General features: G+C 70.2%; 22 protein-coding genes and 1 other RNA gene. 13 read left to right on the top strand and 10 right to left on the bottom strand.

Annotated features, from left to right (window positions below; translation table 11 throughout):
* Positions 1-2: 2 nt before the first annotated feature.
* On the bottom strand, positions 3-800 hold the full coding sequence (gene lgt, locus ACZ5PP_RS09265; RefSeq protein WP_004309874.1) for a prolipoprotein diacylglyceryl transferase: 798 nt from the start codon (positions 798-800) through the stop codon (positions 3-5).
* Positions 801-879: 79 nt separating this feature from the next.
* The gene (locus ACZ5PP_RS09260; RefSeq protein ID WP_004309873.1) at positions 880-1,557 is read right to left on the bottom strand and encodes a YceH family protein; all 678 of its coding nucleotides are present in this window, start codon (positions 1,555-1,557) and stop codon (positions 880-882) included.
* A gap of 148 nt (positions 1,558-1,705) precedes the next feature.
* On the opposite strand from ACZ5PP_RS09260, the gene ilvD reads away from it, so the two are divergent.
* The 5 genes from ilvD to ACZ5PP_RS09235 all read left to right on the top strand — a co-directional run bounded on the left by ilvD (position 1,706) and on the right by ACZ5PP_RS09235 (position 5,951).
* Entirely contained in the window at positions 1,706-3,556 is a 1,851-nt protein-coding gene (gene ilvD / locus ACZ5PP_RS09255; RefSeq protein WP_043743167.1) for a dihydroxy-acid dehydratase, read from the top strand.
* Between the two features lie 50 nt (positions 3,557-3,606).
* Positions 3,607-3,801: a hypothetical protein gene (locus tag ACZ5PP_RS09250; protein ID WP_004309871.1), complete on the top strand. Its 195-nt coding sequence runs from the start codon at positions 3,607-3,609 to the stop codon at positions 3,799-3,801.
* Positions 3,802-3,805: 4 nt separating this feature from the next.
* A complete protein-coding gene (locus tag ACZ5PP_RS09245) occupies positions 3,806-4,108 on the top strand; it encodes a cell division protein ZapA (RefSeq protein ID WP_004309870.1) in 303 nt (100 codons plus the stop codon).
* Between the two features lie 23 nt (positions 4,109-4,131).
* Positions 4,132-4,315, top strand: a non-coding RNA gene (gene ssrS / locus ACZ5PP_RS09240) — 6S RNA.
* Positions 4,316-4,493: 178 nt separating this feature from the next.
* Positions 4,494-5,951, top strand: coding sequence for a TrkH family potassium uptake protein (locus ACZ5PP_RS09235; protein WP_043743169.1), 1,458 nt, complete (start codon positions 4,494-4,496; stop codon positions 5,949-5,951).
* Here ACZ5PP_RS09235 and ACZ5PP_RS09230 read toward each other — a convergent pair.
* Complete coding sequence (locus tag ACZ5PP_RS09230) at positions 5,908-6,654, bottom strand: response regulator (protein ID WP_043743171.1); 747 nt, start codon at positions 6,652-6,654, stop codon at positions 5,908-5,910. The genes ACZ5PP_RS09235 and ACZ5PP_RS09230 overlap by 44 nt on opposite strands.
* The gene (locus ACZ5PP_RS09225) at positions 6,651-7,814 is read right to left on the bottom strand and encodes a sensor histidine kinase (RefSeq protein WP_012585983.1); all 1,164 of its coding nucleotides are present in this window, start codon (positions 7,812-7,814) and stop codon (positions 6,651-6,653) included. The genes ACZ5PP_RS09230 and ACZ5PP_RS09225 overlap by 4 nt, the downstream gene beginning before the upstream one ends.
* A gap of 158 nt (positions 7,815-7,972) precedes the next feature.
* On the opposite strand from ACZ5PP_RS09225, the gene ACZ5PP_RS09220 reads away from it, so the two are divergent.
* Together ACZ5PP_RS09220 and rhtB are read left to right on the top strand one after the other, a co-directional pair.
* Positions 7,973-8,779 carry a sulfite exporter TauE/SafE family protein gene (locus tag ACZ5PP_RS09220; RefSeq protein WP_012585982.1) on the top strand — a complete coding sequence of 269 codons (807 nt, stop codon included), beginning with the start codon at positions 7,973-7,975 and terminating at the stop codon, positions 8,777-8,779.
* A 34-nt stretch (positions 8,780-8,813) separates the two neighbouring features.
* Positions 8,814-9,437: a homoserine/homoserine lactone efflux protein gene (gene rhtB / locus ACZ5PP_RS09215; RefSeq protein WP_012585981.1), complete on the top strand. Its 624-nt coding sequence runs from the start codon at positions 8,814-8,816 to the stop codon at positions 9,435-9,437.
* A gap of 174 nt (positions 9,438-9,611) precedes the next feature.
* On the opposite strand, the gene ACZ5PP_RS09210 is transcribed toward rhtB, so the two are convergent.
* The 5 genes from ACZ5PP_RS09210 to ACZ5PP_RS09190 form a co-directional block, all read right to left on the bottom strand.
* The gene (locus ACZ5PP_RS09210; protein ID WP_012585980.1) at positions 9,612-10,550 is read right to left on the bottom strand and encodes a metal ABC transporter solute-binding protein, Zn/Mn family; all 939 of its coding nucleotides are present in this window, start codon (positions 10,548-10,550) and stop codon (positions 9,612-9,614) included.
* A 246-nt stretch (positions 10,551-10,796) separates the two neighbouring features.
* Positions 10,797-11,663 carry a metal ABC transporter permease gene (locus ACZ5PP_RS09205; protein ID WP_004309850.1) on the bottom strand — a complete coding sequence of 289 codons (867 nt, stop codon included), beginning with the start codon at positions 11,661-11,663 and terminating at the stop codon, positions 10,797-10,799.
* A 35-nt stretch (positions 11,664-11,698) separates the two neighbouring features.
* Positions 11,699-12,595, bottom strand: coding sequence for a metal ABC transporter ATP-binding protein (locus tag ACZ5PP_RS09200; RefSeq protein ID WP_012585979.1), 897 nt, complete (start codon positions 12,593-12,595; stop codon positions 11,699-11,701).
* Positions 12,592-12,759: a hypothetical protein gene (locus ACZ5PP_RS09195; RefSeq protein WP_004309846.1), complete on the bottom strand. Its 168-nt coding sequence runs from the start codon at positions 12,757-12,759 to the stop codon at positions 12,592-12,594. Before ACZ5PP_RS09195 ends, ACZ5PP_RS09200 begins: the two co-directional genes overlap by 4 nt.
* Positions 12,756-13,214, bottom strand: coding sequence for a Fur family transcriptional regulator (locus ACZ5PP_RS09190; protein WP_004309844.1), 459 nt, complete (start codon positions 13,212-13,214; stop codon positions 12,756-12,758). Before ACZ5PP_RS09190 ends, ACZ5PP_RS09195 begins: the two co-directional genes overlap by 4 nt.
* Positions 13,215-13,383: 169 nt before the next feature.
* On the opposite strand from ACZ5PP_RS09190, the gene ACZ5PP_RS09185 reads away from it, so the two are divergent.
* The 4 genes from ACZ5PP_RS09185 (at position 13,384) to ACZ5PP_RS09170 (ending at position 16,692) form a co-directional block, all read left to right on the top strand.
* Positions 13,384-13,944: a DUF2796 domain-containing protein gene (locus ACZ5PP_RS09185; protein WP_464826983.1), complete on the top strand. Its 561-nt coding sequence runs from the start codon at positions 13,384-13,386 to the stop codon at positions 13,942-13,944.
* A gap of 8 nt (positions 13,945-13,952) precedes the next feature.
* Positions 13,953-14,678 (top strand): ABC transporter ATP-binding protein, encoded by a 726-nt coding sequence (locus tag ACZ5PP_RS09180; protein WP_012585977.1) that lies wholly within the window; start codon positions 13,953-13,955, stop codon positions 14,676-14,678.
* A complete protein-coding gene (locus ACZ5PP_RS09175) occupies positions 14,675-15,970 on the top strand; it encodes an FtsX-like permease family protein (protein WP_012585976.1) in 1,296 nt (431 codons plus the stop codon). Before ACZ5PP_RS09180 ends, ACZ5PP_RS09175 begins: the two co-directional genes overlap by 4 nt.
* A 77-nt stretch (positions 15,971-16,047) precedes the next feature.
* Positions 16,048-16,692, top strand: a complete 645-nt coding sequence (locus ACZ5PP_RS09170) for a DUF3299 domain-containing protein (protein WP_004314658.1) — start codon at positions 16,048-16,050, stop codon at positions 16,690-16,692.
* Positions 16,693-16,923: 231 nt separating this feature from the next.
* Here ACZ5PP_RS09170 and ACZ5PP_RS09165 read toward each other — a convergent pair whose 3' ends face one another.
* Positions 16,924-17,706, bottom strand: coding sequence for an enoyl-CoA hydratase/isomerase family protein (locus tag ACZ5PP_RS09165; RefSeq protein WP_004314659.1), 783 nt, complete (start codon positions 17,704-17,706; stop codon positions 16,924-16,926).
* 167 nt (positions 17,707-17,873) lie between these two features.
* Here ACZ5PP_RS09165 and ACZ5PP_RS09160 point away from each other — a divergent pair, with 167 nt between their 5' ends.
* Both ACZ5PP_RS09160 and ACZ5PP_RS09155 read left to right on the top strand, forming a co-directional pair.
* A complete protein-coding gene (locus ACZ5PP_RS09160; RefSeq protein WP_353799366.1) occupies positions 17,874-18,194 on the top strand; it encodes a DUF485 domain-containing protein in 321 nt (106 codons plus the stop codon).
* On the top strand, positions 18,194-19,873 hold the full coding sequence (locus ACZ5PP_RS09155) for a cation acetate symporter (RefSeq protein WP_004314661.1): 1,680 nt from the start codon (positions 18,194-18,196) through the stop codon (positions 19,871-19,873). The genes ACZ5PP_RS09160 and ACZ5PP_RS09155 overlap by 1 nt, the downstream gene beginning before the upstream one ends.
* Positions 19,874-20,112 lie beyond the last annotated feature (239 nt).

Raw genomic sequence — 20,112 nt, 5'->3', positions numbered from 1 at the left:
GCCTACCTTCCGGTCCCGCGCGTGCGCGCGGCGGCGAGCATCAGCAGCCCGGCGAGCACCATGGGCACGCAAAGCCATTGTGCGGTGGACAGGCCGAGCGACAAGGTGCCGAAGATGCCCGGATCGGGCGTACGGAAGAACTCCGCGACGAAGCGCAGCGCGCCATAGCCGACCAGGAACATCGCCGACACCGCGCGCAGCGGGCGCGGGCTGGCCGAGTAAGACCACAGCAGCAGGAACAGCAGCAATCCCTCGCCAGCGGCCTGGTAGAGCTGCGAGGGATGGCGCGGCAGCGCATCCACCCAGGGGAAGATCATGGCCCACGGCAGCTCCGTCTCCGCCGGCCGGCCCCACAGTTCGCCGTTGATGAAGTTGCCGAGCCGCCCGGCCGCCAGCCCGGTCGGCACCAGCGGCGCGATGAAGTCGGTGACCTGCCAGAAGCCCTTGCCGTGCCGGCGACCGTACAGCCACATCGCCACCAGCACGCCCAGGAAGCCGCCGTGGAAGCTCATCCCGCCCTTCCACACCGCGAGGATCTCGCCCGGGTGTTGCAGATAGTAGCCGGGCTGGAAGAACAACACCTCGCCGAGGCGCCCGCCCACGATCACCCCGATCACACCGTACATCAGGAGGTCGTCGATCCCCTGCTCGTCCCAGCCCAGCTCCGGACGGCGCCGCGCGTGGAGGCGGCCGAGCACGACGAAGAGCACGAAGGCGACCAAGTACATCAGCCCGTACCAGCGCACCGAAAGCGGGCCGAGGGAGAAGGCGATCGGGTCGAATTGGGGGTGGACGAGCATGGAGTGTGCGAGGCGCGAGGCGCGAGGTGTGAGGTGTGAGGTGTGAGGTGTGAGGCGCCGAGCGCAGGGCTGCCGGCCTTCAGTCGAACTGCTTGCGGAACTCCGCGAACGCTCCGCGCAGTGCCTCGAGTTCCTCGCGCAGACGGCGGACCTCGTCCTCGAGTTCCCCGATGCGCCCGCGCCCGCCGCCTGCCGTGCCGACGGACTGCGCCTCGGCCATCTCCTGCACCGCGGCGTCGCCGCCGAGCAGGTGAACGTGGCGGGTCTCCTTGGTGCCGGGCGCACGCGGCAGCTCGGCGACCAGCGGCGGGTACTTCTCGGCCAGGTGCTCGAGCACGGCATCGACCGCGGCGACGTCGTCGAAACGGTGCAGGCGCTCGCAGCGCTGGCGCAGCTCGCCCGCGGTCTGCGCGCCGCGCAGCAGCAGGATCGCCAATACGGCCTGTTCGGCCGGCGGCAACGAGTGGCGCAGGCGGACCAGGTGCTCGTACTTGGCCACGCGCGCGCTCTGCTGGTCGCGCTTGGACACCAGGCGGCGGACGATCAGGCGGTCGACCGCGTCCTGCACCTCGGCCTCGGACAGGCTCATCACCGGCTCGCGCGCGGTGAGCTGGTTGCATCCGGTGGTGATGGCGTTGATCGACAGCGGATAGGCGTCGGGGGTGATGAAGGACTTCTCGATCAGCACGCCGAGCACGCGGATCTCGGCCGGGTCGAGGTCGAAGCCGGCCTCGGTCGTGGGGGTCGTGTCCTGCATGGAGCCTCCTGCGGTGTCGGACTTCGGATGATACGCCAGCCGGATCGTCCGCCCCACCGCGGCGTCCCCGCATGCACCGCAGCTTGCCGACGCTCGCCCCACGCGCGTTAGAATCGAACCCTTTCCCGCCGATTTCCCGGAGCGCCCCATGCCCCAGTACCGTTCCCGCACGTCCACCGCCGGCCGCAACATGGCGGGCGCCCGCGCCCTGTGGCGCGCCACCGGCATGAAGGACGGCGACTTCGAAAAGCCGATCATCGCGATCGCCAACAGCTTCACCCAGTTCGTGCCCGGCCACGTGCACCTGAAGGATCTCGGTCAGCTCGTCGCGCGCGAGATCGAGGCCGCCGGCGGCGTCGCCAAGGAATTCAACACCATCGCGGTCGATGACGGGATCGCCATGGGCCACGGCGGCATGCTGTATTCGCTGCCCTCGCGCGAGCTCATCGCCGACAGCGTCGAGTACATGTGCAACGCGCACACGGCGGACGCGCTGGTGTGCATCTCGAACTGCGACAAGATCACCCCGGGCATGCTGATGGCCGCGCTGCGCCTGAACATCCCGGCGATCTTCGTCTCCGGCGGTCCGATGGAGGCCGGCAAGGTCAAGTGGGAAGCCAAGGTGATCTCGCTCGACCTCGTGGATGCGATGGTCAAGGCGGCCGACAAGTCGTGTTCGGACGAGGAAGTCGACGCCATCGAGCGCTCGGCCTGCCCGACCTGCGGGTCGTGCTCGGGCATGTTCACAGCCAACTCGATGAACTGCCTCACCGAGGCGCTCGGCCTGTCGCTGCCCGGCAACGGCACCACGCTCGCCACCCACGCCGACCGCGAGCGCCTGTTCAAGGAAGCCGGCCGCCGCATCGTCGATCTCGCGCGTCGTTACTACGAAAAGGACGACGCCTCGGTGCTGCCGCGCTCGATCGCCAGCTTCCAGGCCTTCGAGAACGCGATGAGCCTGGACGTGGCCATGGGCGGCTCGACCAACACCGTGCTGCACCTGCTCGCCGCCGCGCGCGAGGCCGGCGTGGACTTTACGATGAAGGACATCGACCGCGTCAGCCGCCGCGTGCCCTGCCTGTGCAAGGTCGCGCCCGCGATCGCCGACGTGCACATCGAGGACGTGCATCGTGCCGGCGGCATCATGTCCATCCTTGGTGAACTCGACCGCGCCGGCCTGCTGCACACCGATGTGCCGACCGTGCACAGCGCGAGCCTGGGCGAAGCCCTGGACAAGTGGGACATCAAGCGCACCGAAGACGAAGCGGTGCACACCTTCTTCCGTGCTGCGCCGGGCGGGGTGCCGACCCAGGTCGCCTTCAGTCAGGACCGGCGCTGGAAGTCGCTCGACGCCGACCGCGAGCACGGCATCATCCGCAACAAGGAACATGCCTTCACGGCCGACGGAGGGCTGGCCGTGCTCTACGGCAACATCGCCGAGAAGGGCTGCATCGTGAAGACCGCCGGGGTGGATGAATCCATCTGGAAGTTCACCGGCAAGGCCAGGGTGTACGAGAGCCAGGAAGACGCGGTGGAGGGCATCCTCGGCGAGCAGGTGCAGGCGGGCGACGTGGTGGTGATCCGCTACGAAGGCCCGAAGGGTGGCCCCGGCATGCAGGAGATGCTCTATCCCACCTCTTACCTGAAGAGCCGCGGCCTGGGCGCGCAGTGCGCGCTGCTCACCGACGGACGCTTCTCGGGCGGCACTTCGGGCCTGTCGATCGGTCATGCTTCGCCCGAGGCGGCCTGCGGCGGTGCGATCGCGCTGGTCGAGGACGGCGACACGATCGAGATCGACATCCCCGCGCGCCGCATCCACCTCGCCGTCGCCGACGCCGAGCTCGCCCGCCGTCGTGCCGCGATGGAGGCGAAGGGCAATGCGGCCTGGAAGCCGGTGAAGCGCGAACGCGTGGTCTCCGCCGCGCTGCAGGCCTACGCCGCGCTCACCACCTCGGCCGACACCGGCGCGGTGCGGGACGTCACCCAGGTCCAGCGCTGATCGACCCCGGCCGATTGACCCGTCATCGGCCGCTCACTACCATCGACGCCATGGATACCGAACTCGCACAGCTCGAAGCCCAGCTCGAGCACCTGATCAGCCACTACGAGCGCCTGAAGGCCGACAACGCCGCCCTGCGCGGTCGCGTCGTGCAGCTCGAGGGCGAGAATCGCCGGCTCTCCGACAAGGTCCGCGTCGCCGCGGACCGCCTCGCGGGCCTGCTCGACAAACTGCCGGAGGCTTGAAGCGATGTCCGCCGATCACCTCGACATGATGCTGCTGGGCAAGGAGTACCGCATCTCCTGCACGCCCGAATCGCGCGACGAACTGCTCGCCACCGTCGCCTTCCTCGACGACAAGCTTCGTGAGATCGGTGCCCGCACCGGCTCCTCCGGCGAAAAGCTGGCGGTCATGACCGCGCTCAACATCGCCCACGAGTTCCTCCTGCACCAGCGCGGCAACGGGTTTGACATGCCGGGCATGAAGCGTAGAATCGGTCTCATGAAAGCGCGCCTGGACGGTGTTCTGGGGCAGCAGGACAAGCTTTTCTGAAGGCAGTTCGAGCAGTACCGGTCAATCCCCTGCAGTGTTCGTCGAAGTCGTAGATTCCTTGAACCAATAGTCGAGAGACTCGGTCGCCAACCATCGATGCCGCTGGTGTGAACGCCCCTCGCCGGGTGATCCTGAAGCGGAAGGGACGCGACCTCCCTGAACCCAAGGTTCAGGATGCCCGGCGGAGACGGCACAGGCGGGGGGCCTTACAAGAGGGCGCGGTGAGCGATCACCGCGCCCTCTTCACGTCCACGCGCCCGACACCTCGCTCCCTGCGCCTCACGCTCATGCTGCACTGCAAACTCTTAACGCAATCTTTACGCATGGCCGCCTAGTATCCGCAGCGTCCATACACAGTCTCGCGGCGTTTGCCGTCCTTGTCGCGATGCAAGCCTATTTCCCCGTCCTCGGTGTGCTCGGCATGATGCTGATGCTGTTCGGGCTGGTGATGGGCTTTCCGCTCGCGGTGTCCTTCGCGCTCGAAGACGGTGCCACCGAGGCCTACGACCTCGCCATCCTCGCCACCTTCGCGACCGGGCTGCTCATGTGGGCCGCGGGCCGGCGGGCGCGGCGCGACCTGCACGTCTCCGACGGCTTCCTGCTCGTGGCCGCGACCTGGCTGATCACGCCGGTGTTCGGGGCGCTGCCGCTGCTGTTCTACCTTCCGGAACTCTCGTTCACCGACGCCTACTTCGAGGCCGCCTCCGGGCTCACCACGACCGGTGCCACGGTGCTTACCGGGCTCGACACGATGCCGGTGTCGATCAACCTGTGGCGCTGCTTCATGCACTGGGTGGGCGGCATGGGCGTGATCGTGCTGATGGTCGCGGTGCTGCCGCTGCTGGGCATCGGCGGGCGGCAGATCTTCCGCGCCGAGACGCCCGGGCCGATGAAGGAGTCCAGCCTCACCCCGCGCATCGCCGAGACCGCCAAGGGCCTGTGGGGCGTTTATGTAGTGCTCACCGCAGGCTGCACCCTCGCGCTCTCGCAGGCCGGCATGGCGCCGTGGGATGCCTTGATCCATGCCTTCTCGATCATGGGGCTGGGCGGCTTCTCCACCCGGGACGCCAGCCTCGGCGCCTTCGACAGCGTGCCGATCGAGACCGTCACCATCGTGTTCGCGCTGCTCTCGGGCATCAACTATGCCACCCACTACCTCGCCCTCGTGCGGCGCACGCCGCGCCCTTACGGCGAGGACCCCGAGCTACGCTGGTTCTTCGGCGTGCTCGGGGTCACCGTGGTCTTTCTGACCGTGTATCTGCTCGAATCGGGCGCCTATCGGGATGGCGCGCTCGCGTTCCGCCACGTCTCCTTCCACGCCGTCTCGCTAGCGACCTCGCTCGGTCTGGCGACCTACGACTACACGGTGTGGCCGATGTTCGCGCAGGTGTGGATTCTGTTCCTGAGCAGCTTCGCCGCCTGCTCCGGCTCGACCGGTGGCGGCATCAAGATGATGCGCGCGATCATCCTGTACAAGCAGGTTCACCGCGAGATCGTGCGCTCGCTGCATCCGAGCGCGGTGGTGCCGCTGCGTCTGGGCAGGCAGCCGGTGTCCGACAACGTGCTGCACGCGGTACTCGCGTTCAGCTTCATGTACATGGTCAGCATCGTCAGCCTGACGCTGATCCTCGCCGCTTCCGGGCTGGACCTGATCACCGCGTTCTCGGGCGTGGTGGCCTGCATCAACAATGCCGGGCCAGGGCTGGCCGCGCTGGGGCCGGCGGGCAACTACCAGGGCTTGGGCGATTTCCAGACTTGGGTGATGAGCTTTGCGATGATTCTCGGCCGCCTGGAGATCTTCACCCTGCTGGTGGTGCTGACGCCGGCGTTCTGGCGGCGCTGAGCGGCTCGGGCACCAGCCGGTAGCCCACGCCGGGTTCGGTGAGGATGTGGACGGGCAGGCGCGGGTCGGGTTCGAGCTTGCGGCGCAAACCGGCCATATAGACGCGCAGGTAATGTGCGTGCTCGACGTGGTTCGGGCCCCAGGCGCCGGCCAGCAGCTGGCGCTGCGTCACCACGCGACCCGCTGCGGTGGCGAGCAGGCCGAGCAGGCGGAACTCGATCGGGGTCAGGTGGACCGGCGCGCCGCCACGCGTCACCCGGCGCTGCTCGAGGTCGAGTTCCACGTCGCCGAAGGCGATGCACGCCGCGGCCTGCGGCGGACGCAGCGCGCGGCGCAGCAGGGCGCGGACGCGGGCGAGCAACTCGGCGACGCCGAAGGGCTTGGCTAGATAGTCGTCGGCGCCGGCGTCGAGCGCCGCGACCTTGTCGGTCTCGTCGCTGCGCGCCGACAGCACCAGCACCGGCATGCCGCTCCAGCCGCGCAGCTCGGCCAGCAGCGCCGTGCCGTCGCCGTCGGGCAGGCCGAGGTCGAGCACCAGCAGGTCGGGCCGGCGGCTGGCGAGCTCGATGCGGCCGCGCTCGAGCGCGGCGGCCTCGCGCACCGTGCAGCCCTCGGATTCCAGCGCCGTGCGCACGAAACGGCGGATGCCGGCCTCGTCCTCGACCAGCAGCACGACCGGGGAGGGGGGCTGGGCGCTCTTCATCGTGGGGGCGCTCCGGCCTCGTCCTCGGGAGGCGGTCGGTCCGGCTGGCGTGGCAGCGGCAGCTGCAGCACGAAGCAGGCGCCGCCGCCGGCGCGGTTGTGTGCGCTCACGCTGCCGCCGTGTGCCGCGACGATGGCGTGCACGATCGCCAGACCCAGCCCGGTGCCGGCATCGCCGGTCGCCGTCGTTGCGTCGGCCGCGCCGCGCGGATGGGGGGCGCGCACGAAGCGCTCGAAGATCGCCTGCTCGCGCCCCGGCGGCAGGCCGCAACCGTCGTCGCACAGACTGATGCGGATCCAGTCGGCGCCCACCTGCGCCGCCAGCACGATGTGCCCTCCCTCCGGGGTGTGCGCGATCGCGTTGTCGAGCAGGTTGCACACCACCCGCTCCATCAGCACCGCGTCGGCGTGCAGCAGTGGCAGTTCCTCGGGCAGCTCGAGCGCGAACACGTGCGCGCGCAGGGCGTGGGCGCGCGCCTGCAGCGCGCTGCCGAGCAGCTCGTCCACCGCCAGCCAGTCGAGCGCGAGGCGCGGCGCCCCGGATTGCAGGCGGGAGAGGTCGAGCAGGTCGCGCGCGAGCGCATGGGTGCGCAAGGCCTCGGCGCGGATCGCCTCGGCCAGCTCGGCCTGCGCCGGGGGCAGCGGCGGTCCGGCCAGCGGGAGCGACTCGGCGAGTCCGGCGAGTGCGGTCAGCGGCGTGCGCAGGTCGTGCGACAGCGAGGCGAGCAAGGTGTTGCGCAGGCGCTCGGTGTCGGCGGCGAGGCGCGCCTGTGCCGCCTCTTCCGCACGCGCCTCGGCAGAGTCGCGTTCGCGGCGCAGGCGCGCGGCCAGCTCCGCGGTGGTCAGTGCCACCGCGAGCAGCACGGCGAAGGTCAGCAGGTACTGCAGGTCCGAGACCGCCAGCGTGAAGTGCGGATGCACGAAGAAGAAGTCGAACAGCGCCACCGCCAGGAAGGCGGCGAACACGGCCGGCCCGCGACCGAGCCGGATCGCTGCGAACAGCACCGCGAGCGGGAACAGCATGGCGATGTTGGCGAGATCGAACTGCCCGAGCAGCGGCGCACCGACCAGCGCCACCGCACCCGCCGCCAGCGCAGCGAGCAGGTAATTGCGCAGCGGGGCGCGGTCGGGAAGGCGGTCGCGTGGTGTCGGCAGGGCCATGCCGCGATGGTACCAGCGTGCCCATCCCGCCGCGTCCGCGCCGGCCCTGCCCGGGAGGATTCCCACGGTCCGCTTGCACTGCCCCTCGGCTTTGACCGATAGTTCCGCTCCTTGCGCACTGCAACACGCGGCGTGCCTCGAACCCGAACGGAAACGCAATGACCTTCGACCTCTGGTGGCTCGCCTACCCGGTGCTCGGCGCGGCGGTGGGCTTCTTCGCCGGCCTGCTCGGTGTGGGCGGCGGCGGCATCATGGTGCCGATGTTGACGACCTTCTTCCTTGCCCAGGGCTTCCCGCAGTCCCAGGTGGTGCACATGGCGCTCGGCACCTCGATGGCGGCCATCGTGCTGACCTCGGTGTCCAGCCTGCGTGCGCACCACGCGCGTGGAGCGGTGCGCTGGGACGTGGTGCGCGCGATCACGCCCGGCATCCTCGTCGGCACCTTCGCCGCCACTTTCATCGCCGCGCGCGTGTCCACCGTGCCGCTGGCGATCTTCTTCGCCGTCTTCATGGCCTACGTGTCGATCCAGATGCTGCTCAACATCAAGCCCAAGCCCGCGCGCGAGCTGCCCGGGGCACTCGGCATGAGCGCGGCCGGCCTCGGCATCGGCGGTGTGTCGGCGCTGGTCGCGATCGGCGGCGGCTCGCTGTCGGTGCCCTTCATGACCTGGTGCAACGTCAAGATGCAGAACGCGATCGGTACCTCCGCGGCGATCGGCTTGCCGATCGCGCTCGCCGGCACGGTCGGCTACCTGGTCAATGGCTGGGGCGCACCCGACATGCCGGCGCTCACCTTCGGCTATGTGTACCTGCCGGCGCTGGTGCTGGTCTCCGTGGTCAGCACCTTCTTCGCCCCGCTCGGCGCGAAGCTGGCCCACCGCCTGCCGGTGGCGACGCTGAAGAAGGTGTTTGCCGGGATGCTGGTCCTGCTGTGTGCCAAGATGCTGCACAGCATCTTCGCCTGAACGAACTCGCTGGACGAATCTGCCGGAGACTTCCATGAGCTGGACGATGTGGCTTGGCTTTCTTGCCGCCGCACTGGTGATCGCGGTCTCGCCGGGACCGGGCGCCGTGCTGTCGATGTCGACCGGCCTGCGCTACGGCTACACCGCCGCGCTGCGCGCGATCACCGGCCTGGAGATCGCGCTGTTGCTGCAACTCGGCGTCGTGGCGCTCGGCCTCGGTGCGGTGCTCGCGACCTCGGAGACGGCGTTCGCGGTGGTGAAATTCGCCGGCGCGGCCTACCTGATCTGGCTCGGCGTGCAGAAGTGGCGCTCGCCGCCCGAGCCGATCGACGGGGACGGCGAGGGCGTGCGGGTGCAGTCGCGCCGCCAGCTCTACGCTCAGGGCATCCTGGTGAACCTGACCAACCCGAAGGCGATCGTGTTCATCGCCGCGCTGGTGCCGCAGTTCATCGTGCCCGACCGGCCGCAGTGGCCGCAGTTCGCGATCATCGGCGCAACCATGGTCGGGGTCGACGTGATGGTGATGTCCTGCTATGCGCTGCTCGCCACGCGTTTCCGCCCCCTGCTGCGCGACCCGCGCCTGCTGCGCCTGCAGAACCGCCTGTTCGGCGGCCTCTTCGTCGGCGCCGGGGCGATGCTGGCGGCCTCGAGCCGCTGAGCCGCCCCGGGTCCGGGCCGGCAATGGGCGATGGCGCGAACGGCGGCGCCGCAATCGCGGCTTGCGTCGCTCCCACAAGAACGCTCCGCCGCCCCCGAGCCCCGGCAGGAGCGACGCAAGTCGCGATCCCCCGCGCCCCGAGACCCGCCGCCGCTCCGTGGAAACCGATCCGGTTCAGCGCTCGGGTGCCGCGAGTGCCTTCTGCAGCGTCGCCAGGTTGGCGCGCATCATGCGTACGTAGCTGGGCGCCGGGCCGTCAGCCTTCGACAGTGCGTCGGAATACAGCGTGCCGCCCACGACCGCGCCGCTTTCGCTGCGGATGCGCTCGATCAGGCGAGGATCGGCGATGTTCTCGATGAACACCGCCGGCACCTTTTCCGCCGCGAGCTGGCGGATCAGGCCGGCCACGCCCTTGGCGGTGGGCTCGGCGTTGTTCGCCACGCCGACGGGCGACAGGAAGCGGATGTCGTAGGCGCGCGCGAAGTACCCGAAGGCCGCGTGCGAACTCACCACCTTGCGGCGCTCGGCGGGCAGCGCCGCGAAGGCGGCACGGATCTCCGCGTCGAGCGCCTGCAACTCGCCGTCGTAGCGTGCGGCCGCGGCGCGGTAGATGGCCGCGCCGTCCGGGTCGGCGGTGGCGAGGGCGGCGGCGATGTTGGCGACGTAGCGGCGCACGTTCGCCACGTCCTGCCAGGCGTGCGGGTCGACCGCCTTGCCCTTGCCATGATCGTGGCCATGGTCGTGCCCGTCGTCGCGCCTCATCTCCAGCGTCGAGATCCCCGCACTCGCCACCACCACCGCCCCCTTGAATCCGCCGGCGCGCGCCAGCCGCGTCATCCAGTCGTCGAAGCCGAGGCCGTTGACCACCACCAGCGCAGCCTTGCCGATCTCGCGCGCGTCCGAGGGACGCGGCTGGAAGGCGTGGGCGTCCTCGTCGGGACCGACCAGGGTGCGCACCTTGATGCGCTCGCCGCCGACCTGGGCGACGAGGTCGCCGAGGATGCTGAAGCTGGTCGCCACTTCGAGCGCCTGGGCGTGGGCGCTGCCGCCCAGGAGCAGGGCGGCGCAGGCCGCGAGGATGCGCAGGCGGCGCAAGCGGTAGGGGAATCTCATCGTCGTCGGGTCCGGGTTGAAGAAAGGAAAGAAGGTGTACTCGAGCCGCAGGGCCCCACCGCGGATTTCCGCCGCGATCGCTTTCGTAGGAGCGACGCAAGTCGCGACTCCGGTCGCAGGGCGGTCGCTCGTGTCGGCGACTGACCAAGCGCTGCGATCGCGACTTGCGTCGCGCCCACAAGAGCCATCACGTCTCCGCGTCGCTCCTGCCGGAGCAGTCGAGCTGCCCGCAGGCGACATCGGGCCTCACGACTCGAGGTGGTGCCGTACCGGCAGGCGTCCGGCGAGCAGGCCACCGGGGGCCGCGAGCAGCGACACGAAATAGACCACGCCGCACACCAGCACGATCGCCGGCCCGGCAGGCACGTCGGCATGGAAGGACAGCAGCAGCCCGCTCGCGCCGCTGCCGAAGGCGAACAGCACCGCGAGCAGCAGCAGCATCGGCAGGCCGTTCGTCCACAGGCGCGCCGCGGCCGCGGGCAGGATCATGATGCCTACCGCCATCAGCGTGCCGAGCGCGTGGAAGCCGCTCACCAGGTTCACCACCACCAGCATCAGGAAGCCGTAGTGCGCCACCGGCGACCACCGGCTCACCCCGCGCAGGAAGGCGGGGTCGAAGCACTCCATGACGAGCGGGCGGAACAGCAGCGCCAGGCTCGCCAGGGTCACGCTGGCGATGCTCGCGATCAGCAGCAGCGAGGCGTCGTCGAGCCCGAGCACGGAGCCGAAGAGGACGTGCAGCAGGTCGAGGTTCTGCCCGCGCAGCGACACGATCATGACCCCCGCGGCGAGCGAGAGCAGGTAGAAGGCGGCCAGGCTGGCGTCCTCCTTGAGCACCGAGGCGCGCGTCACCAGCCCCGCGGCGAACACCACCACCAGGCCGGCGACGATGCCGCCCACCGTCATCGCGCCCAGTGACAGGCCGAAGGCGAGGTAGCCGAGCGCGGCGCCGGGCAGGATGGCGTGGCTCATCGCGTCGCCCATCAGGCTCATGCGGCGCAGCAGCAGGAACACGCCCACCGGCGTGGCGCCGAGCGCGAGCGCCAGGCAGCCGGCGAGCGCGCGGCGCATGAAGGCGAACTCGGTGAAGGGGGAGATGAGGAGGTCGAACACTGCGAAGGCCTGGTTTGCTGGCGCGGGTTGCGGATTCAGTGGCGGGGAAGACCGCGGCGCGGACGCGGCGCGGTGTGTGCCGCGGGGTGCGGATGGGCGTGGCCGTGGCCTTCGTCGTGCGCATGTCCATGGTCATGCGCGTGCGGATGTGCCGCCGCATCGGGCGCCACCGCGACCGTCAACTCCTCGATGTGGCATTCGTGCGCGTGCTCGTCGAAGGCTTCCGACAGGCGGCGCGCGCGCGCCAGGCGCTCGGGCGTCAGCACCTCGGCGGTGGGGCCGAAGGCCACCGGCTCGCGCGACAGCAGCAGTGCGGTCGGGAAGTGGCGGCGCACCTGCTCGAGGTCGTGCACCACGGTGAGGATGGTGCGGCCCTCGTCGTGCCAGCCCAGGATCAGCTCCACGAGATCGTCCACCGTGCGGCTGTCGATGGCCGCGAAGGGCTCGTCGAGCAGGATCAGCGGCGCGTCCTGCAACATCAGGCGGGCGAAACGCGCGCGCTGCAGTTGGCCGCCCGAGAGCGATCCGATGGGGCGCGACTCGAAGCCCGCCATGCCCACCGCCTCGAGCGCGGCGCGCACGCGTCGGCGCTGCTCGCGCGAGACGCCGCCGAAGGCGCCGATCTCGTGCCACAGGCCCATCGCGACCACGTCGAACACCGACACCGGGAAGCTGTGGTCGATCTCGCCGCGCTGTGGCATGTAGGCCAGCCCCCCCGCGGGCAGCTCGGGCAGCAGGATGCGCCCGCCGATCGGCCGCAGCTCGCCGGCGAGGCCCTTGAGCAGGGTGGATTTGCCTGCGCCGTTGGGGCCCACCACGGCGACGAGCGCGCCCGCGGGAATCTCGGCCGACAGGTGATGCACCGCCGGGTGGCGGTCGTAGCCCAGGGTGAGGTTGTCGAGGCGGATCATCGGCAGCGCGAGGCGGTTCATTGCAAGGCCCACAGCACGGTCGCCCATAGCAGCGCCAGCGCGCCGGCGACCAGGGCGAGGCGCGCGGCCAGGCCCGCGCCCAGCAGGCTACGTGCCGGGAAGGGGCGCGTGTCGTCGTCGGCTTGGGGATCGGTGCCGTGCAGGACGGGGGGCGCGCGCTTCATCGTTCCTTCCTCTCCACGCCCTCGCGGCCGCAATCGGCGCACGCGCCATGCAGCACCAGCTCGGCGCGTGCGACCGCGAAGCCGGCGGGCAGGGTCGGCGCGGCGGCGGACACGTCCTCCAGGCACACGATCTGGCCACAGCGCTCGCAGTGGAAATGGGCGTGGCGGTGGTCGCCGTCGCGGCGGATCTCGAAGCGCCAGGCGCGTTCGCCCCCCGCGATTCGCTGCGCAATACCCTGTTCCACCAGCCAGTCGAGCGCGCGGTAGAGGGTGACACGGTCGTGGGCGATGCCCGCCCCGTCGAGCGCGGCGCCGAGCTCGTCGTGCGAGAGCGGATGGGCGCTGCGCTGCAAGGCCTGGATCACCGCCACCCGCGTGCGCGTGACGCGGCCGCCGCGTGCGGCGATGAGCTCGCGGGCAGCGTCGGTGGCGGCAGGGTGTTCGTGCAGGGGCATATCGAAGCCTGTTGCGGCGGGGCGCGGGGAAACGGCTCTTGTGGCAGGGCGGTCGCTTTTGATGCAACATTGTAGCATTAGACTTGCGTGCCCCGCGCTGCATGGTTTTCAGCACTCGTCACGCGCCCCGAATCGCTTGTCTCCACTTCCCACGACCATGCCAGCCTGCTTGCGTCCGATCCTCCTCTCCAGCGTCATCGTCCTGGCCCTCGCGCTCCCTGTCGCCGCGCCGGCACAGCATGCGCATGGCGCACACCAGCACGGCGTCGCCGAACTGACCGTTGTACTGGAAGGCCGCATGTTGCAGCTGGAGCTGATCTCGCCGCTCGACAACCTCGTCGGCTTCGAGCATGCGCCGGCGAACGAGACGCAGCGCGGTGCGCTCGCCGATGCGGAGCGCCTTCTGCGCGACAGCGAGGCGGTGTTCGCGCTCCCGCCGGAAGCTGGCTGCGTGACCCGTGAGGTCGGCATCGAATCGCCGTGGCGGGACAGCGGGCGCGAACACGGTCGGGGCCAAACACGCGACCACAACCGGCCGGCCCGCGGCGATCACGAGGACATGGTGGCAAGCTACGGTTTCGAGTGCGCGCATCCCGAGGCGCTGCGTCGGCTGGAGTTGCGCGTCTTCAAGCACTTCCCGCGCCTGCAGCGCGTGCGCGCCGAGTTCGCCACCCCGCGCGGCCAGGGGGGCGGTGTGCTCACCTCGGGCGCCGCCGCGCTCGCGCTGTGAGCGCGGCAGTGCGAGCGCACCCGACGCCGGCGGTGCGCATCTCCGGCCTGCGCTACCGCTGGCCGGGCAGCGCGCAGGACTGCTTGGCGATCGACGCGCTGCAGCTCGGCGCCGGTGAGCGCGTCTTCCTGCGCGGGCCGAGCGGCAGCGGCAAGACCACGCTGCTGTCGCTGGTCGGCGGGGTGATCCTGCCGCAGGCCGGCACGGTCGAGGTCGGCGGGCAGGCGCTCGGCGCGCTGTCGGCGGGCGCGCGCGACCGCTTCCGTGCCGACCACGTCGGCTTCGTGTTCCAGCTCTTCAACCTGCTGCCCTGGCTGTCCGCGCGCGACAACATCCTGCTCGCCTGCCGCTTCGCGCCGCAGCGGCGCGCGCGTATCGCGGCCGCGGGCAGCACGCCGGCTGCCGAGGCGGCGCGCCTGGCGGCGCGGCTCGACCTCGGCGTCGAGCTGCTCGAGCGCCCGGCCACGCAGCTCTCGGTCGGCCAGCAGCAGCGCGTGGCCGCGGCGCGCGCGCTGATCGGCCGTCCCGGCCTGGTGGTGGCGGACGAGCCCACCTCCGCGCTCGACGCCGATCGTCAGCAGACCTTCATCGACCTGCTGCTCGACGAATGCGCCGCGGTCGGCGCCGCGCTGCTCTTCGTCAGCCACGACCAGCGCCTGGCAGCGCACTTCGACCGCGTGCTCGACCTCGGTGCGCTCGTCCGCGCCGGCCTCGCTGCGGAGGACGCGCGATGAGCCCCGTCTTCATGCTGTCGCTGCGCAGCATCGCCAACCGCAGGCTGTCGGCCGCGCTCACCGTGGTCGCGGTGGCGCTGGCAGTGGCGCTGCTGCTCGGGGTCGAGCGCCTGCGCAACGATGCGCGCGCGGGCTTCGCGCAGACGATTTCCGCCACCGACCTGGTGGTGGGCGCGCGCAGCGGCCCGGTGCAGCTGCTGCTGTACTCGGTCTTCCACATCGGCGACGCCACCGCCAACCTGTCGTGGGCCAGCATCGAGCACGTCGCCGCGCTGCCCCAGGTGAAGTGGCTGGTACCGCTCGCGCTCGGCGACTCGCACCGCGGTCACCGCGTGGTCGGCACCACCACGGACTTCTTCGCGCAATACCGCCATGGCGAGGGGCGCAGTCTGGTCTTCGCGGCCGGCGGCCCGTTCGCCGGCGCAACCGCGCGCGTCGAGGACCTCTTCCAGACCGTGATCGGCGCCGAGGTCGCCGCCCGCCATGGTTACCGCCTCGGCGAGCGCATCGTGCTCAGCCACGGCGGCGGCGCGGGGGAGGGCGGAGCGCGCTTCGCCGAGCACGCCGACAAGCCCTTCACCGTGGTCGGCATCCTCGCGCCCAGCGCCACGCCGCTCGACCGCGCCGTGCTGGTGAGCCTGGAGGGCCTGGAGGCGATTCATGTCGATTGGCATGGCGGCGCGCCCATCCCGGGCCTGAAGATCACGCCCGAGCAGGTGCGCAAGTTCGACCTGCGCCCCAAATCCGTCACGGCCGCGCTCGTCGGGCTGCACAGCCGCAGCGCGGTGTTCCGCGTGCAGCGCCAGATCAACGCCTACGCCGGCGAACCGCTCACCGCCATCCTGCCCGGTGCGACCCTGCAGCAGCTGTGGGACCTCGTCGGCATCGCCGAGCGCGCGCTGCTCGCGGTCTCGGCCCTGGTGGTCGTGGTCGGCCTGACGGGCATGGTGGCGGTGGTGCTGGCAAGCCTGGGCGAGCGCCGCCGCGAGCTCGCCATCCTGCGTGCGCTGGGTGCCAGCCCGCGCGAGGTCTTCGCGCTGCTCGCGCTTGAGAGCCTGCTGCTCGCCACTGCGGGCATCGCGCTCGGCCTCGGGCTGCTGTATGGTGCGGGCGCCGCGCTCGCCCCCTGGCTCGCCGCGCAGCATGGTCTGCAGCCGAGCCTGGGCTGGCCCGCGGCGGGCGAATGGCGCCTGCTCGGCGCGGTGCTCGCCGCCAGCCTGGTCGCCAGCCTGCTGCCGGCGCTGCGCGCCTACCGCCAGTCGCTCGCCGACGGCATGACCGTGCGGACCTGAGGCGGGATGCACCGCCTCGTTCGCGGGGCCGGGAGGGCCCGGATCCATCACCGCACGCCTGCAACCGGAGGCAGGAAATGAACACGAATCTGCACCTCGCCCGCTTGGTCCCGCGCGCGCTGCGCGTCGTACCGCTGCTTGCCCTGTTGGCGTTCGCGCCGCTGCCGGCTGGCGCGCAGGCCCCGGCCGGCGAGTCCGCCGGCCAGTACGCGGTGGGCGACCGCCTCGCTGCGCCCGCGCCGGGAAAGGGCGAGTTCCGCGAGATCAGCTGGGACGACCTCATCCCTGCCGACTGGAACCCCGAGGGCTTCCTCTCGGGCCTCGAGCTCGACAAGCTCGAGGACAACGACCCGCGCGCCGCCGAGGCGCTGCAGCGCATGCGCGAGGAGTGGGACCGTGCGCCCCTGGTCGAGCGCATGGCCGGTGCGCGCGTGCGCATCCCCGGCTTCGTCGTGCCGCTCGAGACCAGCGGCGAGAAGATCCGCGAGTTTCTCCTCGTCCCGTATTTCGGTGCCTGCGTGCACGTCCCGCCGCCGCCCGCCAACCAGCTCATCCACGTCATCCCCGACAAGCCCGTGCCGGGCGGCTGGAACATGCTGCCGGTGTGGGTGGACGGGGTCATGGCGGTGGGGCGCATCGATTCCGACATGGGTACCGCGGGCTACCAGCTGCGCGCGGTGAAGGTGGAGGAGTACGTCGAGGAGAAGCCGAAGCGGCGATGAAGCGCCTGCCCGCGCCGGGATCGCGACTCGCGTCGCTCCCACAGGCGCTTTCGGAAGCGCGGTGACGTGCCGTGGGAGCGACGCAAGTCGCGATTGCGGCGCCGCAGTCCTCGCCGGCCGCGCATCGCCGACCGGATCGCCCGATCGCGACTCGCGTCGCTCCTACAGGCGCCTTCGGAAGCGCGGTGACGTGCCGTAGGAGCGACGCAAGTCGCGATTGCGGCGCCGCGGCTAGCGCCCCCGGAACACCGGTGCCCGCTTCTCGCTGAATGCGGCAAGGCCCTCGCGATAGTCCGCGGTGGCGAGGAAGTCGAAGGCGCGGCGCTTCTCCTCCTCGTCCAGCGCCACGCCGGTGGTCAGCCGGCGCACCCATTGCTTGTGCCAGCGCGCCACCAGCGGCGCGCCCGCGCGGATGCGCTCGGCCGACACGGCGGCCTCCTCGAATACGCGTTCGTCGTCCACCACGCGGGTCAGCAGGCCCTTCTGCAGCGCCTCGCGCGCATCCAGGATGCGGCCCTCGAGCAGGATTTCCAGGACCACCGCCGGGCCGACCAGGGCGAGCAGGCCGGCCATCTCGCCCGGATACATCGAGAACCCCAGGCGGTTGATCGGCGCGCCGAAGCGTGCCGACTCGCCCGCGATGCGGATGTCGCAGCAGCCGGCGATCTCCAGCCCGCCGCCCACGCAGGCGCCGCGGATCGCCGCCACGGTGGGCACGGCGCAGTCGCGGATCGCGTTCAGCGCGCTCGCCACCAGGTCCTCGTGGTAGTGCAGCGCATCGTCCACCGTCGCGCGCACGCTGCGGAACTCCTCGATGTCGCCGCCGGCGGCGAAGGCGTTCTCGCCCGCGCCGCGCACGATCACGCAGCGCACCGAATCGTCGGCGGCGATGCGCGCCATCGCCGCCGAGAGTCCGCGCCACATCGCCGCGTTCACAGCGTTCAGCTTGGTCGGGTTGTGCAGGGTCACGGTGGCGATGCCCTGGTCGATGTCGAGGTCGATTCTTGTGTTCATCGGTTCGCCGTTTTCGATAAATAAAATTTTTCCATACGGATGTGTATGGAGTCTTATGGATGATATATCATCCGCTCGCCTACGATGCCGCGTCAGACGGCCGCCGAGGCAGGAGGAAAGGTGGAGGCAAAGCAGTTCGTGTTGCTTATCCTTGGGAGGGAGTGAAAGTGTCTAGCTCGATGTATGCGCACATCCGGCGCAACCCGCGGTTCGCGGAGCTTGTCGCCAAGCGCACCCGCTTCGCGGGCATTCTGGCGGCGATCGTCCTGATCGTCTTTTACGGCTTCGTGCTGCTCGTGGCGTTCGCGCCCGAGCTCATCGGCAAGCGTCTGTTCGAGGGCAGCAACCTGACCTTCGGCATCCTCGCCGGCCTGCTGCAGTTCATCTTCTTCTGGGTCCTGACCCTGGTGTACGTCCGCCGCGCCAACGGCGAGTTCGACGACATCAACAAGGAACTCGTGAAGGCCGCCTGGAAGGAGGAAAAATGATGAACGCCCGTAGCCTTTCCCGTAGCGCCGCCGGCCTGCTCGCGCTGGCCGCCAGCCCGCTGGTGCTCGCCGCCGGTCCCGCGATGGACGCCGCCGAGAAGCAGCCGCTCAACCTCCACGCCATCGGCATGTTCTTCGTGTTCGTGCTGATGACCCTGGGCATCACCTACTGGGCGGCCAGCCGCACCAAGTCGACCGCCGACTTCTACACCGCCGGCGGTGGCATCACCGGCTTCCAGAACGGCCTCGCGATCGCCGGCGACTACATGTCCGCCGCCACGCTGCTCGGTCTCACCGCGATGATGTACGCGCAGGGTGTGGATGCCTACATCTACATGCTCTCCTTCTTCGTGGGCTGGCCGATCATCCTGTTCCTGATGGCCGAGCGTCTGCGCAACCTGGGCAAGTTCACCTTCGCCGACATCACTGCCTACCGCCTCGACCAGGGCAAGGTGCGCACGATGGCCGCGGTGAGCTCGCTGACCGTGGTGTGCTTCTACCTGGTGGCGCAGATGGTCGGTGCCGGCCAGCTCATCAAGCTGCTGTTCGGTCTCGACTACAACATCGCGCTCGTCGTCGTCGGCGCGCTGATGATGGTGTACGTCACCTTCGGCGGCATGGTCGCCACCACCTGGGTGCAGATCATCAAGGCCTGCATGCTGCTGATCGGCGGTACCGCGGTGGGCGTGCTCGCGTTCAGCCAGTTCGGCTTCTCGTTCGACGAGCTCACCAACCGTGCGATGGAAGTGCACAAGCTGGGCCAGAAGCTGCTCAACCCCGGCAGCCTGCTCGCCGATCCGGTGACCGCGATCTCGCTCGGCCTCGGCCTGATGTTCGGCACCGCCGGCCTGCCGCACATCCTGATGCGCTTCTTCACCGTGACCGATGCCAAGGAAGCGCGCAAGTCCGTGCTCTACGCCTCGGGTATCGTCGCCTACTTCTTCAACGTCATCGCCATCATGGGCCTGTGCGCGATCATCATCGTCGGCCAGAACCCGCAGTTCTTCGAAGGCGGCGTGATCGGCGGCAAGGTCATCGGCGGCGGCAACATGATCGCCATGCACCTGGCCAACGCGGTCGGCGGCAACCTTCTGCTCGGCTTCCTGTCGGCGGTGGCCTTCGCGACCATCCTCGCGGTGGTGGCCGGCCTGGCGCTGGCCGGTGCCTCGGCGATCTCGCACGACATCTACTCGCGCGTCATCATGAAGGGCAAGGCCGACGAAGCGACCGAACTGCGGGTGTCGAAGTTCGCCACCATCGGCCTCGGTGTGGTCGCGGTGCTGCTCGGCATGGCCTTCGAGAAGATGAACATCGCGTTCATGGTCGCGCTCGCCTTCGGCGTGGCCGCTTCGGCCAACTTCCCGGTGCTGATCCTGTCGATGTACTGGAAGGGCCTCACCACCAAGGGCGCCCTCGTGGGCGGCTACTCCGGCCTGGTCAGCGCAGTGCTGTTCGTGCTGCTGTCCAAGTCGGTGTGGGTGGATGTGCTGGGCAACGCTTCGGCGATCTTCCCCTATACCCAGCCGGCGCTGTTCTCGATGCCGATCGCCTTCTTCATGACCTGGCTGTTCTCCACGCTCGACAAGAGCAAGGCGGCCGAGGCCGAGAAGGAAGCCTTCGAGGACCAGTACGTGCGCGCCCAGACCGGTGTCGGCGCCGCGACCGCCTCGTCGCACTGACCGAAGCGCGCGGTTCCCCGAACCGCGCCGCATCCCCGACCCGCCCCGCGCTCCCGCGCCGGGCGGGTTTTTCGTCGACCGGCGGTGCGCCTCTTCGCCGCCGGATCGCGACGGGCGTCACTCCTGCAAGAAACTCGAGGCGCTGGTCGGGCCACGACGGTTTTCGTGGGAGCGACGCCAGCCGCGATCGGGCGATGTGGCGGGCGATGCGCGGCCGGAAAGGGCTGCGGGGGCGCAAT

It is taken from the genome of Thauera sp. DNT-1 (assembly GCF_055393985.1).
This window is presented reverse-complemented; position numbering and strand designations above follow the sequence as displayed.

Bases quoted from the DNA above. Each gene is read 5' to 3' on its own strand.
- rhtB (WP_012585981.1), top strand. From the start codon at position 8,814: ATGAGCTGGACGATGTGGCTTGGCTTTCTTGCCGCCGCACTGGTGATC.
- ACZ5PP_RS09245 (WP_004309870.1), top strand. From the start codon at position 3,806: ATGTCCGCCGATCACCTCGACATGATGCTGCTGGGCAAGGAGTACCGC.
- ACZ5PP_RS09165 (WP_004314659.1), bottom strand. From the start codon at position 17,706: ATGAACACAAGAATCGACCTCGACATCGACCAGGGCATCGCCACCGTG.
- ACZ5PP_RS09260 (WP_004309873.1), bottom strand. From the start codon at position 1,557: ATGCAGGACACGACCCCCACGACCGAGGCCGGCTTCGACCTCGACCCG.
- ACZ5PP_RS09210 (WP_012585980.1), bottom strand. From the start codon at position 10,550: ATGAGATTCCCCTACCGCTTGCGCCGCCTGCGCATCCTCGCGGCCTGC.
- ACZ5PP_RS09235 (WP_043743169.1), top strand. From the start codon at position 4,494: ATGCAAGCCTATTTCCCCGTCCTCGGTGTGCTCGGCATGATGCTGATG.
- ACZ5PP_RS09230 (WP_043743171.1), bottom strand. From the start codon at position 6,654: ATGAAGAGCGCCCAGCCCCCCTCCCCGGTCGTGCTGCTGGTCGAGGAC.
- ACZ5PP_RS09175 (WP_012585976.1), top strand. From the start codon at position 14,675: ATGAGCCCCGTCTTCATGCTGTCGCTGCGCAGCATCGCCAACCGCAGG.
- ilvD (WP_043743167.1), top strand. From the start codon at position 1,706: ATGCCCCAGTACCGTTCCCGCACGTCCACCGCCGGCCGCAACATGGCG.
- lgt (WP_004309874.1), bottom strand. From the start codon at position 800: ATGCTCGTCCACCCCCAATTCGACCCGATCGCCTTCTCCCTCGGCCCG.
- ACZ5PP_RS09195 (WP_004309846.1), bottom strand. From the start codon at position 12,759: ATGAAGCGCGCGCCCCCCGTCCTGCACGGCACCGATCCCCAAGCCGAC.
- ACZ5PP_RS09200 (WP_012585979.1), bottom strand. From the start codon at position 12,595: ATGAACCGCCTCGCGCTGCCGATGATCCGCCTCGACAACCTCACCCTG.
- ACZ5PP_RS09250 (WP_004309871.1), top strand. From the start codon at position 3,607: ATGGATACCGAACTCGCACAGCTCGAAGCCCAGCTCGAGCACCTGATC.
- ACZ5PP_RS09225 (WP_012585983.1), bottom strand. From the start codon at position 7,814: ATGGCCCTGCCGACACCACGCGACCGCCTTCCCGACCGCGCCCCGCTG.
- ACZ5PP_RS09190 (WP_004309844.1), bottom strand. From the start codon at position 13,214: ATGCCCCTGCACGAACACCCTGCCGCCACCGACGCTGCCCGCGAGCTC.
- ACZ5PP_RS09170 (WP_004314658.1), top strand. From the start codon at position 16,048: ATGAACACGAATCTGCACCTCGCCCGCTTGGTCCCGCGCGCGCTGCGC.
- ACZ5PP_RS09155 (WP_004314661.1), top strand. From the start codon at position 18,194: ATGAACGCCCGTAGCCTTTCCCGTAGCGCCGCCGGCCTGCTCGCGCTG.
- ACZ5PP_RS09220 (WP_012585982.1), top strand. From the start codon at position 7,973: ATGACCTTCGACCTCTGGTGGCTCGCCTACCCGGTGCTCGGCGCGGCG.